The following is a 22,408-nucleotide window of genomic DNA, read 5'->3' on the forward strand; positions in this document are numbered from 1 at the left end:
ACCGCTTCTCCGCTGTCGCCCATCTCTTCCGCAAGTCTCTGTGCCGCTTCCTTTCCTGCAGCTACATTGTCTGTGGATACATCTGCAGCCACACCCTGATAATCTGATCCGGAATCAAAAGTTAGAAGTATTAAGTATAAGTAGAAATGATACCAGATATAGGAGAGAGGAAAATGAAGAAAAACAGAATCATTGCCATGCTGCTGGGTACAGCACTGCTTGTATGTGGATGTCAGCAGACATCAAAAGCAACCGATGAAGAAAAAAAGATTGAGTCAGAAAAGAATACAACTAAGACAGAAGAAAACGCATATCAGGGGAAATTAGATCTGATCACTCCGGCGGCATATAATAATACGGACGGATTAAAGCTGAAAAAAGGCGATTATATTTCCATTATCGGAAAAGCGAACGGAGCACAGTACTGGGATGAAGTGAAAAAAGGTGTAGCGCAGGCTGCGGAAGATATTAATACAAATCTTGGGTATACAGGAAAAGATAAGGTGAAAGTAGCATTTAATGCACCGGATACAGCAGATAATGTCGATGACCAGGTAAATCTTCTGGATGAAGAACTGGACAGATATCCGGTCGCAGTGGGCATTTCGATCGTAGACCTGCAGGCATGCCAGGTGCAATTCGATCTTGCAACAGACAGTGAGATTCCGATCGTAACTTTTGATTCCGGATCAGATTATCAGGGTGTGGCTGCAGATGTATCCACAGACAATGTAGCTGCAGGAAAGGAAGCGGCACAGAGACTTGCGGAAGAGATGGGCGACAGCGGAGAAGCGGTGCTGTTCATTCAGGATTCCAAATCACAGGCAGCTCTTCAGAGAGAAAAAGCTGTAACAGAAGAATTGAAAGCAAATCATCCGAATATTTCAGTGGTCAATGTATACCACATGGATGAACTGAGCAATATGCAGAAGACAGTATCCGATGAGATCAATGCCGGAACCTACCGACCAAAAGACAGTGAACTTCCGGAGGGACAGCTCACAGGAGAAGATGTTGTAACAGCAGACAGTATCACTGAAGATCAGGTAGTTGATTATATCCTTGCAAAACATCCAAATATTACAGGCTGCTTTGCTGCAAACGGGGATTCCGTAAAACTTGCAGTCGATGGTCTGGAAAGAAATAAAATGGAGAAAAAAGTGAAAGTCATCGGCTTCGACGCCAACGATGATGAGATTCAGGATCTGAAAGACGGTAAAGTTAACGGACTGATCGTACAGAACCCATTTGGCATGGGATATGCAACCGTTGTGGCTGCAGCAAGGGCTTCTCTGAATATGGGAAATGAGGCTGTGGTTAATACGGGATATACATGGGTGACGAAAAAGAATCTGAAGACGGATGAGGTGCAGAAGATTCTGTATAGTAAGTAGGAAAATTTAATGTATCATGGCGGCTTACCCCGGTTCTGAATAAAAGTATAGAAGGGATTGCTGTGCGGATTCAATCATGGGGAACATCTAAAGCAAAAAAATCGGCCTAAAAGCAGCCGGTCAAAAATCATAACTCGCTGATCGCTCAGACAAATGATTTTTAACCGGCTAACGGCCGATTTTTTTACTTAAGAAGTTCCAACTCTTTCTCATGGACTGAGAGGTCACAATGATAAATTAGCCAGCAACCTTCGGAAGTGAAAAGGAGAATTCGGTTCCGACTCCTTCCGTACTCACCACGGTAATATTCTCCCCATGTGCCTGAATTGCTTCTTTCACGATCGCAAGTCCAAGTCCGGTACCTTTCTTATCTTTTCCACGGGAGAGGTCACTCTTGTAAAAGCGTTCCCAGATTTTCCCAAGCGCTGATCTTGGAATACCCATACCGTTATCTTTTACAGAGGTATATACTTTTTCTCCGCGGTCTGTCGTCTCAATCGTGACGATGGAATCCGGATCACTGAATTTAATCGCATTGTCCAGCAGGTTGTATAAGACTTGCTGGATTTTTCGTTTGTCAGCGTTGACGTTCAGGTGTTTTGTTGCGAAGACCAATTCGATGGAAATCTTCTTCTGTGTGCAGACACCTTCGAAAGATGCCGCTACATGCTTGATCATCTCGTGAATATCGAATACTTCCCGGTTGAGAAGCAGGTGATTGGTGTCAAATTCATTTAACGTCAGAAGATCCTGTGTCAGATCTGTCAGGCGTTCTGTTTCGAATAAGATGATCTTCAGGTATTTTTCATGTAATTCTGGTGGGATGGTTCCGTCTGTCATGGCTTCCACATAACCTTTGATGGAGGTAAGTGGAGAACGAAAATCATGAGACACATTTGCCACAAATTTCTTCTGATAATCTTCCATATCCCTCAGCTGAGAGGACATGTAGTTCAGTGATGCGGACAGATAACCCATCTCATCTTCAGTTGTGACAGGAATCTCATATTCCAGGTTACCGGAAGCATATTGGGTTGCTGCTTCGGTAATCTTATGAAGCGGACGGTACACAAGGAAATGGAACGCCAGCAGGATAATGAATGAAAGCAGGAAGATTACGATGAATGTAATATATACACCACGCATCAGTGTGTCTGTCATGGTATCCACAACAGAGGTATACTGGTGGATCATCAGATATCCTTTTGGAGAATACCCGTAAGTTACCGGTACAGTGACAGTGATCACATCATTGTCAAAATATCCGTGATAATCACCAGTCTGTGAACGATTGCTTCCGGATTCCGCCGGGTCGAAATCTTTAATGGAATCAGGCGCGGACGGGTAGTTCCCGGACTGTGCAGAAAGGATTACTTTTCCATCTTTTGAAACGAACCAGACTGCAGCGTCAAGCTGTGTCTCTATTCCGGATAAGATCATCTGTGCGTCAGATTCTGTTAATTCGCCGGAAAAATAACCGGGAAGATAGTTGTTGGCAACCATCGTAGCTTCCCGGTACATACTGTTACTTACGCGGTTAAAAATCGGCGTACTGACCAGGTTCTCTGTCAGTGTTGCGGCTGTAAAAAGGCTTAAGAATCCGAACACAATATAGATAAATATAAATTTTAAATATAATGTACTTTTCATGATATTAACCTGCTGTTATTTTACTTCAAATTTATAACCGATTCCCCATACAGTGCTGAGACTCCAGCCATTGTGATCCTTGATCTTCTCGCGGAGACGTTTGATGTGCACATCGACGGTACGGGTATCGCCGATATATTCATAGCCCCAGATCTGATCCAGTAATTGCTCTCTTGTGAATACCTGGTTCGGAGAGGATGCGAGGAAATAGAGAAGTTCCAGTTCCTTTGGCGGCATCTCGACCGTATGGCCGTCAACAATGACGGAGTAATTGGTAAGGTTGATCTCAATTCCCGGGTATTCGACACATTTTCCCTTATCTGCCTGAGGAGTCTCCGGTTTGGAGCCGACCTGATAGCGGCGTAAGACTGCTTTTACACGTGCAACCAGCTCTTTGGCATCAAATGGTTTCATAATGTAATCATCTGCACCGAGCTCCAGGCCAAGTACCTTGTCGAATACTTCACCCTTGGCGGACAGCATGATGATCGGAGTGTTAGATCTCGTACGGATCTCGCGACAGACCTGATATCCGTCGATACCAGGCAGCATGAGATCTAAAAGAATCAGGTTCGGTTTGTAAGTGTCAAAGGCAACCAGTGCCCGTTCGCCATCGTGGACCATCATAGTGTCAAAGCATTCTTTTGTCAGATATAATGAGACCAGTTCAGCGATATTTTCATCGTCATCGACGATCAGTATTTTCTGTTTGTTCATAGATGTATACTCCTCCCGTATATAGATGCATTTATCTATACTGATTCACTTTAAAGTTTCCCCTTATACTATCCCTTATTTTAACTTTTATTTCAGCTCAGCGATCGTTACGCCGGCGTCACCTTCGCCAAATGCGCCAAGGCGGAATGATTTGACATGTTTCTGCCGTTTCAGATATTTATGGATACCGGCTCTTAAAGCTCCGGTTCCTTTACCGTGAACGATTCTTACAGAACTGAGGTGTGCAAGCGAGGCGTCGTCCAGATATTTATCCAGCTCGGCGATCGCTTCATCGACTGTTTTACCAAGAAGGTTGATTTCAGGACTGATCGCAAGAGATTTGCCCATCTTGACTTTGCCTTTACCGGTCTGACGGGTTCTTTTGGCAAATGAATATGCCGGCGCTTCATCGATGATCTCCAGATCGGAAATATTAACTGTGGAACGTAAGATTCCCATCTGTACGGTGACATTTCCCTTGGAATCCGGAAGTGAAGTGACAGATCCGGTCAGGTTCATACTCAGTACCTTGACAGATTCTCCAAGTTTGAAATCACTTGGTTTGTAAGCCTTTTTTGGTTTCTTGGTATCTGTCTTCATGGAATTCTGTGTTGCGTTCATCTTCTTGCGGAGACGCTCACGTTCCTTTTCCATCTCGGCAACGGAGATATTGGCTTTGCCGAATTTGTGGAAATTACGCATGGTCTCATCGGCTGTTTCCTTGGCATCGGCCAGGATCTCATGAGCCTTTTCATTGGCCTCGCGGATGATACGGTCACGCTGTTCTTCTAATTTATCACGTTTCTGACGGGTCTCTTCTTCGAGACGTGCCAGTTCACGTTTGTAGTGTTCGATCTCTTCCTGCTCTTTCCGGATGGTACGTTTACTTGTCTCCAGATCGGTTAACAGGTCTTCGAAGGATTCATCCTGTTCGGTCAGATGTGTCTTGGCATCTTCGATGATATAATCCGGAAGTCCGAGTTTTCCTGCGATGGCAAATGCATTACTCTTTCCCGGGATACCGATCAGAAGGCGGTAAGTCGGACTGAGCGTCTCTACATCGAATTCACAACAGGCATTTTCAACGCCCGGTGTGGAAAGTGCGAAGACTTTCAGTTCGCTGTAGTGTGTCGTTGCCATGGTACGGATGCCTCTCTGGTGCAGATAGCTTAAGATGGCGATTGCAAGAGCAGCACCTTCGGTAGGGTCGGTTCCTGCATTCAACTCATCGAACAGTACCAGAGAATGTTCGTCTACATGCTTTAAGAACGAAACGATATTCGTCATATGAGAAGAGAAGGTACTGAGGCTCTGCTCGATACTCTGCTCATCTCCGATATCGGCATATACATTTTCAAAAATTGCCAGTTCCGAACGGTCCAGCGCAGGGATATGAAGTCCTGCCTGACCCATCAGGGTAAATAATCCGACCGTCTTTAACGAAACGGTCTTACCGCCGGTGTTCGGTCCGGTTACGATCAGAAGGTCGAAGGTATCACCGAGTGTGACGGTGATCGGAACGACTTTCTTCTTATCTAACAGCGGATGGCGGCCCTCACGGATATGGATCCGGCCTTCTGTATTGAAGATTGGCTTGCTTGCGTTCATGTTGATTGCGAGATTTCCTTTTGCAAATATGAAATCCAGCTCCGTCATGACTTTGTAGTCGGTGCGGATGGAGTCGATATATTCTGCAACATCGGCGCTTAAGCGTGCAAGGATCACCTGGATCTCTTCCTGCTCTTTGCCGTAAAGCTCTTTTAAATCATTATTCAGTTTTACAACAGACATCGGTTCGATGAACAGGGTAGAACCTGTGGCAGACTGGTCATGGATCAGACCGGATACCTGGCTTCTGTATTCGGCTTTGACCGGGATACAGTAGCGGTCCCCGCGCATAGTGATGATCGCATCCTGCAGATAGGTACGGAGCGAACCGTTGACCAGAGAAGATAATGTAGAATGTACTTTATCATTGATCTGGTTCATGGAACGGCGGATCTGCTTTAATGTACTGCTGGCATCATCACTGATCTCATCTTCGTCAATAATGCATCGGCGGATCTCAGTGCTTACCAGTGTCAGTGGCTCGATCTGCTGGAAGAAAGCATCCAGACAGTCTTCTGCATCGTCCACAGTCTCGTGACGGCCGTAAGCTTTGATCTGCCCTGCATTTTCCAGAAGCTTACAGATACGCAAAAGCTCTCCGCTTCCGAGCGCGGCACCGACTTCCAGACGCTTTAAGGATTCACCAACCGGATTACAGCTTCCGAAAGAAGGACGTCCCTTCTTAATGATACGGGTAAATGCGGCGGCAGTCTGTTCTTGTGCGGCTTCGATATCCGTGATGGATGTCATCGGTTTTAATCTCTTGCAGCGTTCCTTGCCGCCAAAAGAAGTTGCCTGTTCTATTAAGATGTCAATAATTTTATGATATTCTAATTTAGTTAATGTTTTTTTATTCATGTTTCTCACCTGAACTTATTCTAGTTACTGTTCATACAGTAGCTGTAGTCAGTACCTATTCTACCTTATTTGGACGATAAAGAAAAGGATAAATATTGAACATTCCCATTCCATACGGTATACTATAAAAAGGATTGCAAAGGAGACGAAAAAGCTGATGGATGAGCAGAAACCTCTGGAAAATAAGCAGGGAGAACCTGGGAAAAAAATAGAAAAATCAGAATATTCATTTATGCAGGAGACGATCAAAGACGAGAACAGCCGTGGAAAAAAGTGCCGTAAAGACCTGCTTCGCATGGCGGGGCTTGGAGTGGTATTCGGTGTGTGTGCCTGCATTAGTTTTTCTGCGCTCAAACCATGGCTTGATAAGAAGTTTCCCGGAGATTCACAAGAGGTAGTGATACCGAAAGAGAAAGAAGAAGATAATACAGAAGAAAAAAAAGCGGATACCAGTAACAATACGGAACAGACGCTGGATATTGACAATTACAGAGAACTTCAGAAAGCAATGAACGACGTAGCCACAGAGGCCGGAAAATCCGTGGTAGAGATCATAGGTGTATCCGGAGAGCAGGACTGGACAGACGAGTCTTACGATAATAAAAACAGTGTGTCCGGACTGATCATCGCTGATAATGGGCAGGAGCTTCTGGTATACGGAAAGACTTCTATATTAAAAGATGCAAAAGAGATCCATATTAGATTCTCGGATGGCAATACAGAACAGGCATCTGTGAAGAAGAAAGATGAAAGTCTCGGATTTGCGATCTATGCTGTGTCGGGAAGCAGCATTGAACAGTCAACATGGACGCAGATCAGTACCGCCAAACTTGGCAGTTCCAATTCTGTACAGAAAGGGGACGCCGTGGCAGTGCTTGGAAAGCCATTTGGCTATGCAGGAGCGGTCGGATTTGGAACGATTGCGAACAGCAGAAATGAACTGGATGCAGATGACGGAAGTTATCAGCTCCTTTGCACTGATATTGGTGCGGCAGAAGACGGAACAGGTGTGATCGTTAATTTGTCGGGAGAAGTAGTCGGAATTATTGATCAGAGTATTTCTGATAATAGCAGTAAAAGGCTGGTAACCGGGTATGGAATTTCGGGCTTAAAATCAGAGATTGAATTGTTGTCTAACGGACAGGCGGTGCCGTATGTCGGTATTCGTGGACTGGATGTGACGGCAGAAATCGAAGCTCAGGGAATTCCAAATGGAGTATACGTCCAGACAGTAGAGCCGGATTCTCCGGCAATGGCAGCAGGAATCCAGAGCGGGGATATAATCACAGAGGCTGCAGGCAAGAAGATATCGTCGCTGGCGGTCTATCAGAGTGTGATGCGTGACCAGAAAAGCGACAGCAAGATAAGACTCAAAGGACAGAGACAGGGATCCGGCGGTTATGTGGATATTTCATTTGACGTGACAGTCGGAAGCAAGGAGTAGGCTTGCCGGATGCTTCCGGGGAGATGTTTCGATCGTTGTAAAATATAGAATAATATTAATATAGAATATAGAAAGAGGAAATAAGATGAGATATATCAACACCCTTCACGAAGGAGAAACAATCAGAAATGTATATTTGTGCAAAGGAAAGCGTTCTGCGGAGACCAGAAACGGAAGACCATATGATAATCTGATCCTTCAGGATAAGACCGGGACACTTGACGGGAAAGTATGGGATCCGAATTCCGGCGGAATCGCAGATTATGATGAGATGGATTTTATTGAAGTATATGGTGAAATCATCAGTTATAATAACAATCTGCAGCTTAACATTAAGCAGATCCGTAAAGCACAGGAGGGTGAATATATCGCCGCCGATTATATGCCGACAACGGAGAAGAGTACAGATGGCATGTATGAGGAACTGCTTGGATATATTAAGAAAGTAGAGAACCAGTATCTGAGACAGGTGCTGGAGTATTATTTTGTAAAAGACGAGACATTTATCCGTAATTTCAAGGGACATTCCGCTGCGAAGACGGTTCATCATGGATTCGCCGGAGGACTTCTGGAACATACATTAAGTGTTGTGAAGTTCTGTGACTATATGGTGGGAGCATATCCGATCCTGAATAAGGACCTGCTTTTCACAGCAGCGATCTGCCACGATATCGGAAAGACGAAGGAATTATCTTCCTTCCCGGAAAATGATTACACAGATGAAGGACAGCTTCTGGGACATATTGTAATCGGTGTGGAGATGATCGGAGATGCAGTCCGCAATATCCCGGACTTCCCGGAGAAACTTGCGAATGAATTAAAACACTGTATCGTTGCACATCACGGAGAACTGGAATACGGTTCACCGAAGAAACCGGCACTTGCCGAGGCGATGGCACTGAATCTTGCAGACAATGCAGATGCCAAGATGCAGACACTGACAGAGTTATTCAAAGATAAAAAAGGAAATGACTGGCTGGGATATAACCGCCTGTTTGAATCAAATATCAGAAAGACAGTTATCTAATGATGCAGAAGAATGAAATAGTAAAGGTAAAAATAGAAGATATCGGAGTCGGAGGAGAAGGCATCGGCAAGGTGGATGGATACACGTTGTTTATCAAAGATGCCATCATCGGGGATGTTGTAGAGGCGAAAGTAATGAAAGCCAAGAAGAATTACGGCTATGCCCGCCTGATGAATGTCCTGACTCCATCAAAAGACCGTGTGGAAGAGCCGGTCTGTCCGATGGCAAGAAAATGCGGCGGTTGTCAGATCCAGGAGATGAAGTATCCGGCACAGCTTGCATTTAAAGAAGCAAAGGTACGCGGCAATCTGGAGCGGATCGGAGAAGTTCCGACAGAACTTCTGGATCAGATCATGCATCCGGCTGTCGGCATGGACGGAGAAGGAATGCAGCCGTTCCGCTACCGGAATAAGGCGCAGTTCCCGATCGGAACAGATAAAGACGGCAGAGTGATCGCCGGGTTCTATGCCGGAAGAACACACAGCATTATCGAGAATACAGACTGCGCGCTTGGTGTGGAAGTCAACGAAGAGATCCTGAACTGTATTCTGGACTTCATGGAAGAATTCAAAATTCCGGCATACGATGAAGTGAAGCATAAAGGGCTGGTACGCCATGTACTGCTCCGTTACGGATTCAAGACAGATGAAATCATGGTATGTCTGGTCATCAATGGAAAGACGATTCCGCACTGTCATGATCTGGTCGGACGGCTACGTCAGATTCCGGGTATGACAAGCATCACTCTCAGTACGAACACAGCGAAGACGAATGTGATCATGGGCGATACGATCCGCCTTCTGTGGGGACAGGAGTTCATCACAGACTATATCGGTGAGATCAAGTACCAGATATCTCCGCTGTCATTCTACCAGGTGAATCCGGTCCAGACAGAGAAATTATACGGACTGGCATTAGACTATGCAGGCCTGACCGGCAATGAGGCGGTGTGGGACCTGTACTGTGGAATCGGAACGATTTCCCTGTTCCTTGCAAAGAAAGCAAAGCAGGTATATGGCGTGGAGATCGTACCGCAGGCCATAGACGATGCGAAGAATAATGCAAAGATCAATGACATTACGAATGCGGAATTCTATGTAGGTAAGGCAGAAGAAGTCCTGCCGGAGTATTACAAAGAATATGAAAAGACACATAACGGAGAGACCGCACACGCAGATGTGATCGTGGTCGATCCGCCGAGAAAAGGCTGTGAGGAATCCCTGCTTCAGACGATCGTGGATATGCAGCCGGAGAAAGTTGTGTATGTAAGCTGCGACAGTGCGACACTTGCGCGGGATGTGAAGTTCTTAAGAGCGAATGGGTATGAGCTTAAGGATGTGACGCCTGTGGATCAGTTTCCGCATACGGTGCATGTGGAAGTCGTGTGTTGTCTACATCGGGTGAATTCGTAGAAGTCCTTAATTTTAGGCACTTTGCGAGGTATATGAGTTTCACACCAACAGGCAAACAGGGCAAGAAAAAGCAGATTATGAATGGAATCGAAGTGTCAGTAGTATTGCATCTGGTATGAGGAAATACATTCGGACAGAATTAACATTTTTTATTTAATAGCATAGAGAAAAGCCAAAAGGACGCTTGTTTTCAGAACTTCTGGAAGATGAGTGTCCTTTTCTTTTATCCCAAGGCAAAGGAGAAGATAAAAAATGGCAAGGAAGAAAGAAATTTGTGGTGGAAATCACGCCTTATTATTATGAACACGGCGTTTGCCTGGAAGACCATGATGGGACTTCTGCTCATCTTTATACAATCTTAATTTCAAAACAAACTTACTTACGCCCATTTAATACAAATAAAGATAGAATAAAGGCAATATAAAAAAGAAATTAAGATTATGGGGATATAGTTATGCAACAGACAAACAGATCAAGACATCGACATATAACATCATTTCAAGTGATTAGTTTAGGGTTTTTATCCGTGATTCTCTTAGGCAGTCTGCTTTTGATGCTGCCGATTGCTACAAAAAGCGGTCAGTGTACCTCCTTTTTGGATGCTTTGTTTACCGCAACTTCTGCGGTTTGTGTGACGGGACTGGTTGTTAATGATACGGCAACCTACTGGTCTTTATTTGGCCAAGGAGTTATTTTACTGCTGATTCAAATCGGAGGTATGGGAATTATTACGATTGCTATTGCGATTGCTGTTGTTTCCGGACGCAAAATCGGGTTGATGCAGCGAAGTACCATGCAAGAGGCAATTTCGGCTCCAACGGTGGGTGGTATTGTGCGGAGAACGCAATTTATTATTCGGACTACTATTCTTATCGAAATCATTGGTGCGGTTCTTTTAGCCCCCGTTTTTTGCAGGGACTTTGGGTTTTGGAAAGGAATATGGTATTCACTGTTCCATTCTATTTCTGCTTTTTGCAATGCAGGATTTGATCTAATCGGTATAAGAACCCCTTTTTCCTCGTTGACCTCTTATTCTGTACAGCCGATTGTAAATCTTGTAATTATGATGCTGATTATTGCAGGAGGTATTGGATTCCTTACCTGGGAGGATATAAAGAATCATAAATGGCATTTAAAAAAATACCGGATGCAAAGCAAGGTGATTTTTATGGTAACAGGAATATTGATATTCTTACCGGCTCTTTACTTTTTTTATTTTGAGTTTTCAAATGTGCCTCTTACAGAAAGAGTATGGGTTTCTTTGTTTCAATCCGTTACGCCGAGAACAGCAGGATTCAATACGGCAGATTTGACTTTACTCAGTGAAGTTGGGCAAATGCTTATCATTATGCTGATGCTCATCGGTGGCTCGCCTGGTTCCACTGCAGGTGGTATGAAAACGACAACTCTTGCAGTTCTCGTTTCATCGGCATTATCTGTATTTAGAAAAAAGGAACACACCAATTTTTTCGGCAGACAAATTCCGGATGACACTATCAGAAATGCAGCTACGATTTTTTTGATGTATATCGTTTTATTCCTTGTCGGAGGAATGGTAATTAGCAGAACAGAAGATATTCCACTTATGACCGCTTTGTTTGAGACGGCGTCGGCAATCGGGACGGTAGGGTTATCGTTGGGAATAACTCCTGACCTGGGGTTTGTTTCCCATATAATCTTGATTTGCCTGATGTTTTTTGGAAGAGTGGGAGGATTGACCTTGATTTTTGCTACCATTTCTGAAAAAAAGCCTAACGGTTCAAAATATCCTCAGGAAAAAATTACAGTAGGTTAAGGAGAATAAAAAAATGAAATCAATATTACTTATCGGTCTGGGAAGATTCGGACGGCACATTGCTATGAAATTAGATGAATTGCATCATCATGTGATGGCGGTAGATAAAGAAGATACTCGAGTTGATGCTGTACTTCCCTTTGTAACTAACGCTCAGATTGGGGATGCGACTAATGAGGATTTTTTAGGTTCGCTTGGTGTTGGGAACTTTGATGTTTGTATTGTGGCTATCGGAGATAACTTTCAGAATTCATTGGAAGTAACGTCCCTTTTGAAGGAACTCGGTGCAAAAATGGTGGTGTCTCGTGCCGCTCGTGATGTTCATGCAAAATTTCTTTTACGAAACGGCGCAGATGAAATTGTTTATCCCGAAAGGCAGCTTGCCGATTGGGTTGCGATCCGTTATAGTGCTGATCATATTTTCGATTACATAGAACTAGATGAAGAACATGCAATCTTTGAAATATCTATACCGGGAGAATGGATAGGAAAAACAATCGGTCAGTTGGATATACGAAAAAAATATAATGTCAATATTATGGCGCTGAAAACAAATGATATTATGAATTTGAAAATAAGTTCCGATACGCAGTTGTTAAAGGACAGTACCATGCTTGTTCTTGGGGAGACGAAACATATTCAAAAATGTTTTCATATTTAATTTTTGAAAGAAGTTGGTGATATGAAAGACTTTGTTTTACTTATAGTGGTATTGGCAGCATTTATTTATGGTTATTTTCTTATGGAAAAGCTGGATAAATTTCTCAAGGAAAATCAATCCCAAAAACTTATTTCAGATTCTAAGCTCAGGATTGGATTTGAAACACCTGCAATCATAGATTCTATTGCAGATCTATTAGAACAATTTTCAAGCGAATACCCAAACTATGAGCTGAACCTGTTCTACGGTTCTGTAAGTGAAATAATAAATGGGCTGGGAAATAATAAACTTGATTTTGGCTTTATCATAGAAAATTCTAACGATATTTTGAAAGATGAGTATTGTTCCTTATCCCTTCAAATAAAGCAAAGTGTCATTACTCCAGGCTCTATAGACATTGCGGTACATCCCATCAACACGATTGAGAAACCAGCGAGAGTGATATGGCAAAATGACATTAATTGTATGAAGGGTCTATTTGTCGAAAAATTGCGTGATTTTTCGGGGCGTTTTCTGCTTTCGGCTACACGCCCGAATGGAAAAAAAGAAGAAAAGGTGGTATAATCTGTATGCGATTTTAATGTCAGTGCTAAAATGCTTTTCTGAAATTTACGTATTATTCTATATAATGTTTTTGTATAAGGAGATGACCGTATGAGTGAAAGCAGACACAATCCGGATCAGTTATTAAAGGAAATCCAAGTTGATGAAGAAAACCGTAATAGAGGACATTTGAAAATCTTTTTCGGATATGCAGCTGGTGTGGGTAAAACCTACGCCATGTTAGAAGCAGCTCATATGGAAAAACAGCAGGGAATTGACGTGGTAGCCGGTTATGTAGAAACCCACGCACGTCCCAAAACAGCAGCTCTTTTGAATGGCTTAGAAGTTCTTCCTACAAGAGAAGTTTTTTATAATGGTATGATACTGGACGAATTCGACATTGGCATGGCGTTGAAAAGAAAACCACAGCTTATCCTTGTAGATGAACTTGCGCATACGAATGCCGAAGGATGCCGTCATGCAAAACGGTATCAGGACATTAAGGAACTTTTGAATGCAGGGATTGACGTCTATACGACTGTCAATGTTCAGCATATTGAAAGCCTTTGTGATACAGTTGCATCCATTACGGAAATTGTTGTACGGGAACGCATCCCGGATTCTATTTTTGATAATGCAGATCAAGTTGAATTAATAGATATTGAACCACAGGATTTGATCAACCGTTTGAATACAGGAAATGTATACAGACAGACACAGGAAAAACAGGCAGTAGAAAATTTTTTTACAATAGAAAATTTGACAGCTCTCCGGGAGATTTCACTGCGGCGATGTGCGGACCGGGTGAATATCCTCACAGAAAATACCCGCATAAAAAATCATGGAGATTATCACACAGGCGAACATATTCTTGTATGTCTATCTTCTTCTCCATCCAATGCGAAAATTATCCGTACCGCCGCAAAAATGGCTTCTGCTTTTAAAGGGGAGTTTACGGCTCTATTTGTAGAAACCCCAGATTTTTCGGTGATGAGCGAGGAAAATGTAAAACGCCTGCGTTCAAATATTTGTCTTGCTGAGCAGCTTGGGGCAAAAATAGAAACAGTTTACGGAGAAGATGTTCCGTTTCAGATTGCGGAATTTACTCGTTTGTCCGGTGTGTCAAAGATTGTGATCGGACGTAGTTCTGCTACAAAACGGCATTTGCTCAGCAAACCGACCCTGACAGAAAAATTGATTGATTATGCCCCTAACCTGGATGTGCATATTATTCCGGATACGGTTTCTAATGCGGCAGTGTATCAGTTAAGAGGGGGCAGGAAAAAGAATCATATCGTATTCTCTGTCACTGATACATTAAAATCTACTGCGATTCTGATTTTATCCAGTTTAGTCGGAATGATTTTCCGGAAATTTGGATTTGACGAAGCAAATATCATTACTGTTTTTGTTTTAGGTATTCTTGTCACCGCTGTCATCACGAAACATCAGATATACAGCCTAATTTTCTCGATTGTAAGTGTTTTGGTCTTTAATTTCCTGTTTACGGAACCTCAATTTACCTTGCAGGCGTATGATCAGGGTTATCCTGTTACCTTTATTATCATGTTTTTGGCGGCATTTTTAACCGGTTCTCTTGCTATACGGATTAAAAACCAAGCAAAACAGGCGGCACAATCTGCTTACCGTACCAAAGTGTTATTTGATACAAACCAGCTATTGCAACAGGCAAAAGATAAAAATGAAATTGTATCTGCAACTTCAAATCAGCTCATTAAACTCTTGGGAAAAGATATCGTTTTTTATTTAGCTGATGGAGAAGTGTTGGATACGCCGCATATTTTTTCTGTAACTGAAGAAAATTTGGAATCGTGTATTTCCGAAAATGAAAAGGCCGTTGCCGGCTGGGTATTGAAAAACAATAAACGTGCCGGAGCTACAACAGGAACGCTTTCCAATGCAAAATGCCTGTACCTTGCTGTTCGCAGCAGCAGTATGGTATATGGAGTTATTGGAATCGTGATGGGGGAAATACCTCTTGATCCATTTGAAAACAGTATTCTACTATCCATTCTCGGAGAATGTGCCCTGGCTTTGGAAAACGAGAAAAATGCCCGTGAGAAACAGGAGGCGGCCATTCTTGCAAAAAATGAACAGTTGCGAGCGAACCTGCTGCGTGCTATTTCACATGATTTGAGGACACCGCTGACATCCATTTCCGGTAATGCCAGCAATCTTTTGTCCAACAGCGATTCTTTTGATAATGATACAAAAAAGCAGCTGTACATGGATATTTATGATGATTCCATGTGGTTGATTAACCTTGTAGAAAACTTGCTGGCTGTAACCCGGATTGAAGAAGGACGGTTGAATCTCCGTATAACGGAAGATTTGATGGATGACGTGATCACAGAAGCGTTACATCATATTAATCGAAAGAGTGAAGAACATCATATTTCCGTTGAAAGCAAAGAAGAATTTCTTCTTGCAAAAATGGATGCAAAGCTTATTGTTCAGGTAATCATCAATATTGTTGATAATGCTATCAAATATACACCTAAAAACTCTCATATTGTTATTCGGACAGAAAAGCGGGGAAAACAAGCAATCGTATCTATATCGGATGACGGAAACGGAATTGCTGACGAAATAAAGCCACGGATATTCGACATGTTCTATAGCGGTGCAAATCAAATTGCAGACAGCCGCCGAAGTTTAGGACTCGGATTATCTTTGTGCAAGTCCATTATTAACGCCCACGGCGGAGAACTTACTGTTTCAGATAATCTGCCGCACGGAACAGTATTTACATTTACATTACCGGCAGGGGAGGTCAAAGTATATGAATAAGTCACTAATATTAGTTGTAGAAGATGACACATCTGTCAGAAATTTAATTACAACAACCTTAAAAGCACACGAATACCGATATCTGACGGCACCCGATGGTCAATCGGCAATTTTAGAAACATCTTCACACAATCCTGACATTGTTTTACTTGATTTAGGACTTCCTGATATAGATGGTGTTGAGATTATTAAAAAAATCCGTACTTGGTCAAACATGCCAATCATCGTAATCAGTGCTCGCAGTGAAGATACCGATAAAATTGATGCGTTGGATGCTGGCGCAGATGATTATTTAACAAAGCCATTTTCTGTTGAGGAACTGCTTGCCAGACTACGAGTCACGCAAAGAAGGTTATCGATGATGCAAAAAGTATCCCCTGCCGAAGCGGTTGTTTTTGTAAACGGAAAACTTCGTGTAGATTATGCTGCAGGTTGTGCTTATTTGAATGAAGAAGAGTTGCATTTAACACCTATTGAATATAAGTTGCTTTGCCTGTTGACAAGAAATATAGGAAAAGTTCTGACCCATACTTTCCTTACGCAAAGCATTTGGGGAAGTAGTTGGGATAATGATATTGCTTCCCTTCGTGTGTTTATGGCAACACTTCGTAAAAAAATCGAGAAAGAACCAAACTCTCCACAATATATCCAAACACACATTGGCGTGGGGTATCGAATGCTGAAAGTTGATTGAACTTCACAACACCATAGTTAAAGCTGGAATATAAGCGTGAAGGATTTCAGGAAATGATCCGGAAGTGTCTGAACGGAGAAATGCTTTTGACAATTTTAAGTTCTCTGGCGCAGGAAGAAGTGGAATCTCTTTCCAGTAACGTGAAAATGGGATTACAGATGAAAATGAAACGTGGAGAACTGGTTGGCTTTAATGGTTGTTTTGGTTATGATTATCATCAGGATACAAAGATGATTACTGTAAATGAAACAGAAGCAGAATGATTTATTTTATACATGTAGCTTGATCGACTATATTGCAAAAAAAACAAAAAATGTTAGAGCAGATATTGTGAATCAACTGGGAAAAGAGCGTATCGAAAAGATAGATGATTATAACAGCAGTTTGTATTATGAAAATCCATCGTATATATTTACCTGCTATGAAGAAAATAAAATGATATAAGACAGAAAATAATTGCTCCCACTTGCAAAATCCCCCCACACCCTGTATCATTTCAAAAGGAACAAAACGAAATAACAAGGAGTGGGTTTCATTGACAAAAGTCAGGAAAAAACCAAAGAAGAATATAACGAAAAACATAAATAAAAAATCATTCATACAAAATACACCAAACATCGCAGAAAAACTGGACAACGAGATGGTAGCATTCTTAGACACAGAATTCCTGACATCTCAGGTAAAGGGTGGACCGCCGGCCAAGCTTGTGTCGGTTGGGTTTGTAGTCTGTGGGAAGAATTTTGAAGAAGTAACAAGATTTCATTCCTATATTTATGCAGAAGACAAACTGCATGACCGGTTCCAGGAGATGACCGGTATTGAGAGAAAAGATCTCTTAAGTGCCCCGGATTATGAACTTGTGATGGAAGAAGTCGCAGAGCAGTTGGAAGCATGGGAGGTATCAAGGGTCTATGTATGGGGACCGGATAAGTACGTGATACAGAGAGATCTTCTGGAATACCGCAAGGATGCATCGAAACGGACCAAAAAGATCGTGAACCGTATCCTTCGTATGATCAAAGATATAGAAGACATCTATTCGGCGAAACTGGATCTGCAGAGTGCCGGGATCGGAAGTCTGAAGATCCTTTGTGGACTGGGAACGGAAGTCAGTCATAATGCACTGGATGATGCGGTAGATCTGAAGAATATCATTAAGCACATTGATCTGGAAGGATGTTCGGAGCATATGTTGCGGATCATGAAAAAGTATACGGCTGAGAAGGAAGTGTACTACAGACAGCGCAGATTCCGTGAAAAATGGGAAGATGTATCAGAAGAAATTCAGGAAAAGACGCTTGGTCTGCTGAAAGAGCTTGGAAAGGTAGATACAGTAGAAGCAAGAGCACTCAGGGATGACCTTATGGTCATGTGTACCGGAGAAGCCATATCATTTCCGACATTGGAAGAATATATCCGGAAAGAAGAAAAAGAATAAAATAAAAAGAATATTTATCGGTTGACCTGTATATCATGGTAATAAAATAAAAAGAAATATTACAAACTTTAATAGTGAAATAACACAAAATAATACTAAAACAAAGATTACATTTTAGAAATAGTGTAAAAAAGAAGAAACTAATTCGTGATAAAAACGATAAATTAACAAAATTAACAGACAATTTTAAACAAAATTGCAGATTGACGGAAATCAGTAAAACAGTTAGAATAATCACAAGTTCATAAAGAACAAGACAGACAAAGGCGTCGCGGTTCACATACCTGCGGCGCCTTTTCGTATGCTAAAGCTTTTTTGTATTTCATTTATCTGAAATATAAGAAACTATTTTCTAATTCATCCCGGGTAGGTTAGAAGGTCTGTCGGACGGAAATGCAAGGGCGCATTACAAAAATCATTTGTAATGTGCCCTTACATTTTCAGTTATTAGAGGATCCAAAGAAAACTGTCTTATAGCAGATTTCAAAAATGGAACAGTAAGGAGGACCACAATTATGAAAAAGAAATTAGTAGCAGTTATGATGTGTGCAGCAATGGTGGCAATGCTTGGCGTAGGATGTGGAAGTAAATCAAGTGATGATTCTTCATCCAAATCCGAGACCAAGAAAACTCTGACAGAAAATGATATCAAAGACAGCATGAAAGGTGTAAAACTGAAAGTCGGAACAACCGGACTTTTCGGACCATTTTCTTATTATGATGAAGATGGAAAGACATTGATAGGATATGATCTGGATCTGATAAATGATTTGCAGGACCTGTTAGGATTTGAGATTGACGGGGGTATTCAGGCAATGGATTATTCGGCTCTCACAACCTCACTTGCAGAAAACAAACTGGATATGGGAGCTGCAGCACTTTGTGCAACAGATGAAAGAAAAGAAGTTATGAAGTTCTCAGATATCTATTGTGATTCCGGCCAGGTTGTTATGGTAAATAAATCAAATGACGAAGGAATCAAGAGTGTTGATGACCTGAAAGGCAAGAAAGTAGCCGTAGAAAAAGGAACAGCTTCTCATACGTATGCATCTAAGAACCTTTCCGATGCAGATCTGGAAGTACATGATACGATCACAACCGCATACGAATCTCTGGAACAGAAGAAAGTAGATGCAGTTATTCAGGACGGACCTGGAGCAAACTTCTATATTAAGACAACACCGGACAGCAATCTTGAAGTCGTAGGAGATGAATTCAATCAGGGCCAGGCACCATATTGTGTAGCAATTTCCAAAGAATGCAAATATTACGATGAGATCAATGCGGCTGTAAAAGTACTGATCAAAAATGGTACAACAGATGAATTGTATGCAAAATGGTGCGAATAGATCTTATGGATCATATTTGAAATGAACGAAAAAAACAACAGATAGGAAGAGATAGTATATGGATATGAAATTTTTGGATGTTTTACTCCCGATGATGTTTGAAGGATTAAAACTAACAGTATTGATCGCTGTAGTAGGTATCGGTATCGGATTCCTGATCGGAAGTCTCTGTGGATATTTATTACAGTCTAAGTATAAAGTAGGAAAAGCAATCGCTGAGGTTTACATTTGGATTATCAGAGCAACACCACTTATGGTGCAGGCACTTTACGGATATTTCGTAATTCCAAAATTGGTCGGCGTAGATATCAGCAGTACAATCGTCGGAATTGGGGTTATTGCATTGAACTCCGGAGCATTTATTTCTGAGATCGTCAAAGGAGCACTGATGGGAATTGATCCGGGACAGAAAGAAGCCGGAGCATCTCTTGGACTTACCAGTTCACAGACGATGCTCCACTTGATCATTCCTCCGGCATTCAAATCCGCCTTACCGGCCCTCTTTAACCAGTTTATTACATCCGTAAAGGATACGGCATTATTATCAGCCATTGCGGTAAATGAGATCACACATCAGGCACAGGCATATGCAGCTTTAAGCTTTAAAGCAATTCCTACATATACCGCACTGGCAGTGTTCTACTTGATAATACTTTCTATATTGATAATTGTTCAGAAACAGATTGAAAGAAAAATGAGGTGATTGATATGATTAAAATTAGCCATTTATCAAAGAAATTCGGAAACCTGGAAGTATTAAAAGATATCAACCTTGATATCGAGGAAGGAGAAGTTGTATGTATCATCGGACCATCCGGTTCCGGAAAAAGTACCTTCCTTCGATGCATCAACCAGTTGGAGAGTCCATCCGGAGGAATTGTAGAATACGAAGGAAAGAACCTGTTAGATAAGAAATGTGACATTCGTAAATTCCGTGAAGAGGTTGGTATGGTATTTCAGAGATTCAATCTGTTTCCATTAAAGACGGTTGCGGAGAATGTTATGATGGCACCGGTTCTTACCAAACATATGAACAAAGAAGAAGCGCATGAAAAAGCGCTGGAATTTTTGGATAAAGTCGGATTAAAAGATAAAGCAGATGTCTATCCAAGTACACTTTCCGGAGGACAGCAGCAGCGAGTTGCCATAGCAAGAGCACTTGCAATGGAACCGAAAGCACTTCTTTTTGATGAACCGACATCCGCACTGGATCCGGAACTGGTAGGTGATGTATTGGATGTTATGAAATCCCTGGCAAAAGAAGGAATGACGATGATCGTTGTGACACATGAGATGGGATTTGCCCGTGATGTGGCAGACAGAGTTATCTTCATGGCTGATGGATATGTAGTAGAAGAAGGAAATCCAGAACGCATCTTTACAGCTCCGAAAGAGAGAAGAACACAGACCTTCTTGTCACGTATTCTTCCGGCAACTGCATAGAATACAGATTAGAAAATCAATAACAGAGACGCTTAACTAAATATTGATATACTATCCTTTTGAGGGGCAGGGTGACCTGCCCTTCTCGGTTTGTGTATAATAAAATTCTATATTGACAGAAAAAAATAGTTGTACTAACATCCAAGTAGTTGATGGTACAACTATTTTTGAGCACGTTGTATTGGAGATCAAAGAAGTCTCGTATTAAAGAGTCGTGCAAGTCTCAGAGAAGAAGGCGAAGGGGATATCATGACCAAGGCAATTCTGGACGTGGATGACTGCGCAGAAGGAATGAGAAAGTTCACGATTTCGAAGGACAGGAAGGTGATATCTATTTCACACAGAATGACTGCTTCGATGGGACGTACGATTTTTATATCATAGTATGCAATAGAACAGACAAACCAGACAAAAGAGAGGAATGCAGGGGAAAATGACAAAGGGGAAACCACAGACAACAAAAAACAATACGGCACAGGAGAATCTGACAGAGCGGTTGGAACGAAAAGAGACAGTGAGGGGAACTGCACTTACCATTACAGGAGGGTTCTTGTGGGGGATTGCCGGAGTATTCGGAAAATACACATTTGAATACAAAGGAGTGACTGCAACGTGGATCGTGAATGTACGTCTGATCATTGCAGGGATCATATTATTGACCAGAGCGTATATGGTGCAGAAGGACGGAATATTCCGTATCTGGAAAAATAAGCGGCATGTGCTCAGGATGCTGGTATATGGAGTGATTGGTATCGCTGGATGTCAGATGACGTATTATCTGGCGGTGGAAGATTCCAATGCGGGAATTGCAACTGTTCTGCAGTATACGGCGCCGGTAATGATTATGGTACTTCTTGCACTTAAGAACTGGAAACTTCCGGGGAAAAATGAAATCCTTGCCCTGATCCTTGCATTTGGCGGAACGGTATTGCTGGCAACACATGGTAATCTGACTCAGCTAAGTGTATCGAAAACGACATTGATATTCGGTCTTTCATCGGCAGTCGCAACGATATTCTATAATCTGGTTCCGGGGAATCTGATGGATATCTATGGAACATTTCCGATGGTTGGCTGGGGTATGCTGATCAGTGGAATCGGTCTGACACCATTTGTGCGGCCATGGACGCTGGTGGAAGATATTACCTGGGACTGGCAATGTATTGGCTGTATTGTAGTTGTGATTATTTTCGGTACAGTGATGTCTTTTAGCTGTTATATGGAAGGCGTACGGCTGATCGGTGGTTCCAAGGCAAGTCTGCTCGCATCGGTAGAGCCGTTAACAGCGACAGCAATGTCCGTGATTTTTATGCATGTGGCATTTTCCGGAATGGATCTGGCAGGATTTGTCGGAATCATTGCCGGTGTGATCATATTGTCACTTCCAAAGAAGAAATAAGAGAAAGATTGTTTAACGCAGTACTATGATGAAAGAAACTGTCTTTTAATTAACAAATATAAATGATGCATAAATGCATAAAAATAGAATAAAATGTATAAAATTGGGAGGAAAAACAAAAAACATTCGTCTATAATTGCATCTATTTATTGATTTTCATAAATA

20 protein-coding genes and 1 pseudogene are annotated in these 22,408 nt (G+C 42.1%); 18 read left to right on the forward strand and 3 right to left on the reverse strand.

Features of this window, described 5'->3' with window-relative positions:
• Window positions 1–173 precede the first annotated feature (173 nt).
• Window positions 174–1,394: a substrate-binding domain-containing protein gene (locus NCY30_RS12380; protein ID WP_243117904.1), complete on the forward strand. Its 1,221-nt coding sequence runs from the start codon at window positions 174–176 to the stop codon at window positions 1,392–1,394.
• A gap of 237 nt (window positions 1,395–1,631) precedes the next feature.
• Here the strand turns inward: NCY30_RS12380 and NCY30_RS12385 are convergent, their stop codons facing one another.
• The 3 genes from NCY30_RS12385 to NCY30_RS12395 all read right to left on the reverse strand — a co-directional run bounded on the left by NCY30_RS12385 (window position 1,632) and on the right by NCY30_RS12395 (window position 6,227).
• A complete protein-coding gene (locus NCY30_RS12385; protein ID WP_173792678.1) occupies window positions 1,632–3,044 on the reverse strand; it encodes a sensor histidine kinase in 1,413 nt (470 codons plus the stop codon).
• A gap of 15 nt (window positions 3,045–3,059) precedes the next feature.
• Window positions 3,060–3,761 (reverse strand): response regulator transcription factor, encoded by a 702-nt coding sequence (locus tag NCY30_RS12390; RefSeq protein WP_006427019.1) that lies wholly within the window; start codon window positions 3,759–3,761, stop codon window positions 3,060–3,062.
• 87 nt (window positions 3,762–3,848) lie between these two features.
• Window positions 3,849–6,227, reverse strand: a complete 2,379-nt coding sequence (locus tag NCY30_RS12395) for an endonuclease MutS2 (protein ID WP_055195356.1) — start codon at window positions 6,225–6,227, stop codon at window positions 3,849–3,851.
• A gap of 157 nt (window positions 6,228–6,384) precedes the next feature.
• Between NCY30_RS12395 and NCY30_RS12400 the strand changes: the two genes are divergently transcribed.
• The 17 genes and pseudogenes from NCY30_RS12400 (at window position 6,385) to NCY30_RS12480 (ending at window position 22,243) form a co-directional block, all read left to right on the forward strand.
• The gene (locus NCY30_RS12400; RefSeq protein ID WP_250818776.1) at window positions 6,385–7,671 is read left to right on the forward strand and encodes a S1C family serine protease; all 1,287 of its coding nucleotides are present in this window, start codon (window positions 6,385–6,387) and stop codon (window positions 7,669–7,671) included.
• 85 nt (window positions 7,672–7,756) lie between these two features.
• On the forward strand, window positions 7,757–8,698 hold the full coding sequence (locus NCY30_RS12405; protein ID WP_022416347.1) for a 3'-5' exoribonuclease YhaM family protein: 942 nt from the start codon (window positions 7,757–7,759) through the stop codon (window positions 8,696–8,698).
• Window positions 8,699–8,700: 2 nt separating this feature from the next.
• A complete protein-coding gene (rlmD, locus tag NCY30_RS12410; RefSeq protein ID WP_044919774.1) occupies window positions 8,701–10,110 on the forward strand; it encodes a 23S rRNA (uracil(1939)-C(5))-methyltransferase RlmD in 1,410 nt (469 codons plus the stop codon).
• Window positions 10,111–10,294: 184 nt separating this feature from the next.
• On the forward strand, window positions 10,295–10,534 hold the full coding sequence (locus tag NCY30_RS12415; RefSeq protein WP_147578442.1) for a hypothetical protein: 240 nt from the start codon (window positions 10,295–10,297) through the stop codon (window positions 10,532–10,534).
• 30 nt (window positions 10,535–10,564) lie between these two features.
• The gene (locus tag NCY30_RS12420) at window positions 10,565–11,905 is read left to right on the forward strand and encodes a TrkH family potassium uptake protein (RefSeq protein WP_081022609.1); all 1,341 of its coding nucleotides are present in this window, start codon (window positions 10,565–10,567) and stop codon (window positions 11,903–11,905) included.
• A gap of 13 nt (window positions 11,906–11,918) precedes the next feature.
• Complete coding sequence (locus NCY30_RS12425) at window positions 11,919–12,566, forward strand: potassium channel family protein (protein ID WP_055182021.1); 648 nt, start codon at window positions 11,919–11,921, stop codon at window positions 12,564–12,566.
• Window positions 12,567–12,587: 21 nt separating this feature from the next.
• Entirely contained in the window at window positions 12,588–13,130 is a 543-nt protein-coding gene (locus NCY30_RS12430) for a LysR substrate-binding domain-containing protein (protein WP_055182024.1), read from the forward strand.
• A gap of 90 nt (window positions 13,131–13,220) precedes the next feature.
• Complete coding sequence (locus NCY30_RS12435) at window positions 13,221–15,920, forward strand: sensor histidine kinase (RefSeq protein WP_250818777.1); 2,700 nt, start codon at window positions 13,221–13,223, stop codon at window positions 15,918–15,920.
• On the forward strand, window positions 15,913–16,614 hold the full coding sequence (locus NCY30_RS12440) for a response regulator (protein ID WP_006427007.1): 702 nt from the start codon (window positions 15,913–15,915) through the stop codon (window positions 16,612–16,614). The genes NCY30_RS12435 and NCY30_RS12440 overlap by 8 nt, the downstream gene beginning before the upstream one ends.
• Before the next feature lie 68 nt (window positions 16,615–16,682).
• Window positions 16,683–16,874 (forward strand): annotated as a pseudogene (locus NCY30_RS12445) (recombinase family protein); the annotation flags it as partial.
• Window positions 16,858–17,058: a hypothetical protein gene (locus NCY30_RS12450; protein ID WP_161159488.1), complete on the forward strand. Its 201-nt coding sequence runs from the start codon at window positions 16,858–16,860 to the stop codon at window positions 17,056–17,058. The pseudogene NCY30_RS12445 and the gene NCY30_RS12450, both read left to right, overlap by 17 nt.
• 91 nt (window positions 17,059–17,149) lie before the next feature.
• On the forward strand, window positions 17,150–18,052 hold the full coding sequence (locus NCY30_RS12455; RefSeq protein WP_250818778.1) for an exonuclease domain-containing protein: 903 nt from the start codon (window positions 17,150–17,152) through the stop codon (window positions 18,050–18,052).
• A 515-nt stretch (window positions 18,053–18,567) separates the two neighbouring features.
• Complete coding sequence (locus NCY30_RS12460) at window positions 18,568–19,401, forward strand: transporter substrate-binding domain-containing protein (RefSeq protein WP_250818779.1); 834 nt, start codon at window positions 18,568–18,570, stop codon at window positions 19,399–19,401.
• 58 nt (window positions 19,402–19,459) lie between these two features.
• Window positions 19,460–20,104, forward strand: coding sequence for an amino acid ABC transporter permease (locus NCY30_RS12465; protein WP_006426938.1), 645 nt, complete (start codon window positions 19,460–19,462; stop codon window positions 20,102–20,104).
• On the forward strand, window positions 20,101–20,844 hold the full coding sequence (locus tag NCY30_RS12470; RefSeq protein WP_373239682.1) for an amino acid ABC transporter ATP-binding protein: 744 nt from the start codon (window positions 20,101–20,103) through the stop codon (window positions 20,842–20,844). The genes NCY30_RS12465 and NCY30_RS12470 overlap by 4 nt, the downstream gene beginning before the upstream one ends.
• Window positions 20,845–21,093: 249 nt before the next feature.
• A complete protein-coding gene (locus tag NCY30_RS15240) occupies window positions 21,094–21,228 on the forward strand; it encodes a hypothetical protein (protein WP_331476562.1) in 135 nt (44 codons plus the stop codon).
• A 49-nt stretch (window positions 21,229–21,277) separates the two neighbouring features.
• Window positions 21,278–22,243: a DMT family transporter gene (locus NCY30_RS12480; RefSeq protein WP_081019706.1), complete on the forward strand. Its 966-nt coding sequence runs from the start codon at window positions 21,278–21,280 to the stop codon at window positions 22,241–22,243.
• The last annotated feature ends 165 nt before the right edge of the window (window positions 22,244–22,408 follow it).

It is taken from the genome of Dorea sp. MB18-49, assembly GCF_023669465.1.
GTDB lineage: Bacteria > Bacillota > Clostridia > Lachnospirales > Lachnospiraceae > Dorea_A > Dorea_A longicatena.